Origin of the sequence: Pseudarthrobacter sp. C1, assembly GCF_034720455.1 — a bacterium.
Lineage (GTDB): Bacteria > Actinomycetota > Actinomycetes > Actinomycetales > Micrococcaceae > Arthrobacter.
On sequence record NZ_JAYESK010000022.1, the window covers coordinates 1 to 4,787 of the forward strand.

The 4,787-nt window shown below is 66.5% G+C and carries 2 protein-coding genes; both read left to right on the plus strand.

Annotated features, from left to right (window positions below; all coding sequences use genetic code 11):
* Positions 1-156: 156 nt before the first annotated feature.
* Positions 157-1,164: a LacI family DNA-binding transcriptional regulator gene (locus U7114_RS19250; protein ID WP_323058262.1), complete on the plus strand. Its 1,008-nt coding sequence runs from the start codon at positions 157-159 to the stop codon at positions 1,162-1,164.
* 119 nt (positions 1,165-1,283) lie between these two features.
* On the plus strand, positions 1,284-4,361 hold the full coding sequence (locus tag U7114_RS19255; RefSeq protein ID WP_323058263.1) for a glycoside hydrolase family 2 TIM barrel-domain containing protein: 3,078 nt from the start codon (positions 1,284-1,286) through the stop codon (positions 4,359-4,361).
* Positions 4,362-4,787: the final 426 nt, after the last annotated feature.

Sequence of the window (4,787 nt, forward strand, 5' to 3'; positions counted from 1 at the left end):
CCCACAGCGCCGATGGTACTGCACCCGGGAGGGTGTGGGAGAGTAGGTCACCGCCGGACAACCATTAGGTCGAGGCCCCAACCACCAGGTTGGGGCCTCCCGCATTTAAAAACCACACACCACCACACCACCCACAGCCCGCCTAGACTTACCGTCATGACCTCTAGCTCCAGCGGCCCACAGGTCCGCCGCGCCACCATCCTGGACGTGGCGGCCGCCGCAGGAGTATCCCGGCAGACAGTCACCCGGGCCATGAACGACATGCCCGGCATCAGCGCGGCCACCCGTGAACGTGTCAAGGCGCTGGCAACAGAGCTCGGATATTCCCCTAGCCGGTTCGCGAAGGGCCTGGTGCAGGGCGCCCGCACCTCACTGGGGCTGGCCATTCCGGACCTCACCAACCCTTATTTCCCGGCCTTTGCCTCCAGCGTGGTGGAGGAAGCCACGCAGCGGGGCTGGAACGTGGTGATGGATGATTTTGGCCACGGCAGCGGGAGCGGCCTCGATGCCGTGGCCCGGCTCGCGCCCCAGGTCGATGCCCTGATCGGATACCTTGGGGCCAGCTCGCAGCAAGCCCAGTCCTTGATGGGACGGCGTCCTGTGGTGGTCCTGGACTACCCGGCGGGACAGGCCGCCGGCCGGATCTCCTTTGACTACTTCCATGCGGCACGCATGGCACTGGAGCACCTTCTGGCGGCACAGCGCCGACAGATCGCCTACCTCGATTCGGACGAAGGCGGGCAGGCCACCACCCGCGGGCTCGCTGTTGCGGCAGCGGCCGCCGACGCCGGCATTGACATCATCATCCTCGAGGCGCAGGACACCGCCCCGGCGGCACGGGATGCAGTCCGCTTCCTGCTCGAGCAGCACGGCACGGTCGACGGGCTCCTGGTGTTCAACGACCTGATGGCGGCGGGAGCGCTTAAAGCCCTCAATGCCGCCGGCAGGGCAGTGCCGCGGGACTGTGCAGTGATCGGCATGGACGGCATACCCCTGGGCGAGCTGGTCTCACCCGAGCTGACCACGCTCGCACTGGACCTGCGTGCAGTAGGCCGGGCCGCCGTCGGACTCGTGGCAGACCTGCTGTCCGGCGCAGTGGAGGCTGGGAGCCCGGAGGCCTCCTTGATCCTCAAGCATCAGCTGGTGCTTCGCCAGTCGGCCTGACCCTTCTCAAAGCAGACCTGAACGGCTAGGCTTGAAGCGCGGCCGTGAACGTTCACGTACGGCGAGCGAGACACGGTTCCCCGCACCACAGCCGCAGCCTCCCTGAAGCAAGGAAGCCCATGCCAGCCCATTCGCTTGCCGCCATGGCGGACAGCACGCCCGAAATCATCCCCGGTTCAGCAGCCCGACGCCTGGATCTTGGTGCTGGTGGGATCACGGACCTGGAATCTGTTGAACCCGGCAATGGCGCGTTGCCTCCGCGCGCTTACCTGCACAGCGACGCACCACGATTGTCGCTGAACGGGGACTGGCAGTTTCGCCTCAGTTCCGGAATCCGGACCGCGCCGAAAGCCGGCTGGCAGTGGGGCAGGCACCTGGATGGGTTCGAGAGCCGGCCCGTGCCATCGAGTTGGCCGATGCACGGGCATGGGTCCCCCGCCTACACCAATGTCCAGTTTCCCTTCGCCGTGGAGCCGCCGCATGTGCCGGACGCCAATCCCATTGGCGACCACGTAGTCGTCTTTGAGGCCGGCCCCGAGTTCTTCCCCCACGCCCTGCTGCGGTTCGACGGCATCGAGTCCGCGGGAACCGTGTGGCTGAACGGAAGAGAGCTCGGTACTACGCGCGGCAGCAGGCTGGCCCATGAATTCGATGTGTCCGGGATCCTGGTCCACGGGCAGAACAACCTTGCCGTGCGCGTGGCGCAGTTCTCGGCCGCCAGCTACGTGGAGGACCAGGACATGTGGTGGCTCCCCGGCATCTTCCGGGATGTCACGCTCCAGGCAAGGCCTGAGGCCGGCATCGACGACGTCTTCGTCCACGCAGGCTACGATCACGCCACCGGCGAAGGCACCCTCAAGGTCGAGGTGACCCGGGGCGGACAGGCGATTGACGCCGTCGTCCGCGTTCCCGAACTGGATGCGGAACTGCCCGCAGGCGCGGAACTGCGCATCCCCGCCGTCGAACCCTGGTCTGCGGAGGTGCCCCGGCTCTATGAGGCCACAGTCAGCACCCCCGGAGAGTCCGTGGAGCTGCGGCTCGGCTTCCGCAGCATCGCCATCGAGGACGCGCAGTTCAAGGTCAACGGGCGGCGGATCCTGCTGCGCGGCGTCAACCGCCACGAACACCATCCGCGCCTTGGCCGGGTGGTTCCCAGGGACGTAATGGAGGCCGAACTGCGGCTCATGAAGCAGCACAACATCAATGCCATCCGCACCTCCCATTACCCGCCGCACCCGGATTTCCTGGCACTTGCCGACGAGCTCGGCTTCTACGTTGTGCTCGAGTGCGACCTCGAGACCCATGGCTTTGAGAGTGCCGGCTGGGCCCGGAACCCGAGCGACGACCCGCAGTGGGAAACGGCGCTGGTGGACCGCATGCGCCGCACGGTTGAACGGGACAAGAACCACCCCGCGGTGATCATGTGGTCGCTCGGCAACGAGGCGGGGACCGGCAGGAACCTCGCCGCCATGTCCCGCTGGACCAAGGACCGGGACCCTTCCCGCCCCATCCACTACGAGGGCGACTGGTCCTCCGCGCATGTCGACGTCTACTCCCGGATGTATGCCAGCCAGGCAGAAACGGCCCTGATCGGGCAGGGGATTGAGCCGGCGATCGAAAATGCCGCGCTGGATGCCCGGCGCAGGGCGATGCCATTTGTCCTTTGCGAGTATGTCCACGCCATGGGCAACGGCCCCGGCGGCATGAGCGAGTACCAGGAGCTTTTCGAGAAGTACCCGCGCCTGATGGGCGGCTTCGTGTGGGAGTGGCTGGAACACGGCATCACCGTCGCCTCCCCGGACGGTGGCGAGCACTACGCCTACGGCGGGGACTTCGCCGAGGAAGTTCATGACGGCAATTTCGTCACCGACGGCCTGGTTGATGCGGACCGCAGACCCCGGCCCGGCTTGCTGGACTTCAAGAAGGTCATCGAGCCACTGCGCATAGCGGTGGCAGGTGACTGGTCCGGTTTCACGGTGCGCAACGGCCAGGACTTTGCGGACACCGCTGCATTCAGCTTCCGTTATGCGGTGGAAGCCGGCGGCAGGACCCTCGCCGCCGGCACTTCGGACGTTCCGCCCGTGGCTCCCCGGGCGGAAGCGGTCATTGAGCTGCCCGCCAGTGTCGCCGCCCTCGCCGCTGCGGAACATGACGGCCGGCCTGCGGTGCTCACCGTCAGTGCAGTCCTCGCCGCTGATTCGGCCTGGGCTGCCTCGGGTCACGAGCTTGCCTGGGGGCAGTCTGTCCGGGAGCCTGACGCTCCGGCCGGTCCGGCGCCGGCTGCAGCCGTGGACGTCCGGGACGGTGAACTGACGCTGGGACCTGTTGTCTTCAGCCGGGTGACGGGCATGCCCACCTCCATAGGCGGCATCCCGGTGGAAAAGTTCGCGCTGAATCTGTGGTGGGCCCCCACGGACAACGACCTCGGCCGTGAATGGGGCGGTGCCGACGAGCGTCCCCTGGCCGCCCAGTGGAAGGATGCCGGCCTCAACCGGCTCCACACCCGGCTGCTGGGTATCACTGCGGACCGCGCTGCCGGCCCCGCCCCTGGGTCCACTGCCGGCCTCACTGCCGACGGCGGGCGGAACGGTGGCGAAGTCCTGACCGTCCGGACGCGTGTAGGTGCTGCGGACAAACAGTACGGAGTATTTGTGGACTATGCGTGGACGAGCGACGGTGAAGCTGTCGGGCTTCGGACGTCGGTCCGGCCGGACGGCGCGTGGGCCAATCGAGGCTCCGGCGTGGAATGGGCGCGGATAGGGCTGGAACTTGTGCTGGGAGAAGAGACGGAGCTGGTGAGCTGGTTCGGCCAGGGCCCCCACCAGAGCTACCCGGATACGGGGCAGGGAGCGCGGACGGGCTGGTTCTCGCTCCCGCTTTCGGACATGGACGTGGACTACGTGCGGCCACAGGAGTCCGGCGCCCGGTCCGGAGTACGGTCCGCTGCTTTGCGGATTGGGGACCGGGCACTGGAGATAGCCGGTGATCCCTTTGCGCTGACTGTCCGGCCCTACAGCCAGGACGTCCTCGACGCTGCAACGCACCGTCCGGACTTGAAGGCGGACGGCCGGAGCTACCTCTATCTGGACCATGCGCTCAGGGGGGTGGGAACCGCTGCTTGTGGTCCCGGCGTGCTGCCGCAGTATCGGCTTGGGCCCCGTCAAGCCGACTTCTCCCTGACCCTGAGGGTGCGCTAGGGGAGCCGCAAAATGTGAGCCAGTCCATACCGCCGGAGGTTGCGGCGCAGAGGTGCCGGCTAAGGCCAAAGAGCCCTGAAAACCGCGGATTTCCGGGGTTCCCAGGGGTCTGCCCCACCCGAGGGGGAGGATTTGCAGAGCGGCTTCCCGCCGTGTATTGTTTTCTGAGTCGCCGCCGCTGAAGCGGAAAAATAGCGGCCAAACCCCTTAGCAAACAGCCTGAAAATGGTTCGCCACTTGGCGCGCCAAACGCGGGCGGGGCCGGGTTCGGAGCAACGAAAATCGCGGAAACGCCGATTTGCAAAGCTCCTTGAAACCGGGTAAGTTTGAAAAGTTGCTCCGGAGCGATCCACGGTGGTTTTTTGCTGGTGGTGGTGCCGGGTGTGTCTGTTGTTTGAGAACTCAATAGTGTGCCAAGTTTGTTGA

Excerpts from the sequence above, each read along its gene's own strand:
- U7114_RS19250 (WP_323058262.1), top strand. The coding sequence starts at position 157 with ATGACCTCTAGCTCCAGCGGCCCACAGGTCCGCCGCGCCACCATCCTG.
- U7114_RS19255 (WP_323058263.1), top strand. The coding sequence starts at position 1,284 with ATGCCAGCCCATTCGCTTGCCGCCATGGCGGACAGCACGCCCGAAATC.